The sequence below is a fragment of the Streptomyces gardneri genome, assembly GCF_006539185.1.
Lineage (GTDB): Bacteria > Actinomycetota > Actinomycetes > Streptomycetales > Streptomycetaceae > Streptomyces > Streptomyces gardneri.
On the sequence record NZ_BJMN01000141.1, the window covers coordinates 1 to 919 of the forward strand.

The window sequence follows — 919 nt, forward strand, 5'->3', positions numbered from 1 at the left end:
TGTTCACCGACAACAGCGGCCAGAAGGTCGTGGTCGGCGGCGGGGTGTTCGTCGTGCCGTTCGTGCAGCAGAAGTTCACCCTCGACCTGTCGAGCCGGCACATCCCGGTCGCGGTACGCGGCGCGGTCACCCTGCGCGGCGTGAAGGCCAATCTGGAGGGCGTCGCGATCGTCAAGGTCGGCGGCACCGAGGACTCGATCCGGGCGGCCGCGCAGCGGTTCCTCATGCAGCAGGACGGCATTGTCGGCTTCACCCAGGAGGTGCTGTCCGGCGCGCTGCGGTCCATCGTCGGCCGCATGTCGGTCGAGGACATCATCCGGGACCGCGCCGCCTTCGCCGGGCAGGTCGCCGAGGAGGCCGAGGCCAGCCTGTCCGGGCAGGGCCTGGTCCTCGACGCCTTCCAGATCCAGGACATCACCACCGAGGGCTCCTACCTGGAGGACCTCGGGCGCCCCGAGGCCGCACGCGCCAAGCAGGAGGCGGACATCGCCGAGGCCGTCGCCCGCCGCGCCGCCGAGCAGGCCCGGCTGAAGGCGGAGGAGGAGATCGCGATCGCCCAGCGGACCCTCTACCTGAAGCAGGCCGAGATCAAGGCCCAGACCGACGAGGCCGCCGCCCAGGCGAACGCGGCCGGCCCGCTCGCCGACGCCGCCCGCCAGCAGGACATCCTGACCGAGCAGGAGAAGGTCGCCGCACGCCAGGCCGCGCTCACCGACCGCCAGCTCGACACCCAGGTCCGCAAGCCCGCCGACGCCGCCCGCTACCAGGCCGAGCAGGAGGCCGAGGCGCGCCGCATCGCCCTGGTCAAGCAGGCCGAGGCCGACGCCCAGCGCTCCCGGCTCACCGGTGAGGGCGAGAAGGCCCATCGCGCGGCCCTCGCCGACGCCGTACGCATCGAGGGCGAGGCCGAGGCCGCGGC

The 919-nt window shown here is 73.4% G+C and carries 1 protein-coding gene; it reads left to right on the forward strand.

From position 1 onward, the window contains the following. Window positions 1-919 (forward strand): SPFH domain-containing protein (locus SGA01_RS40770; protein ID WP_255325388.1); only part of this gene is annotated, 919 nt, incomplete at both ends.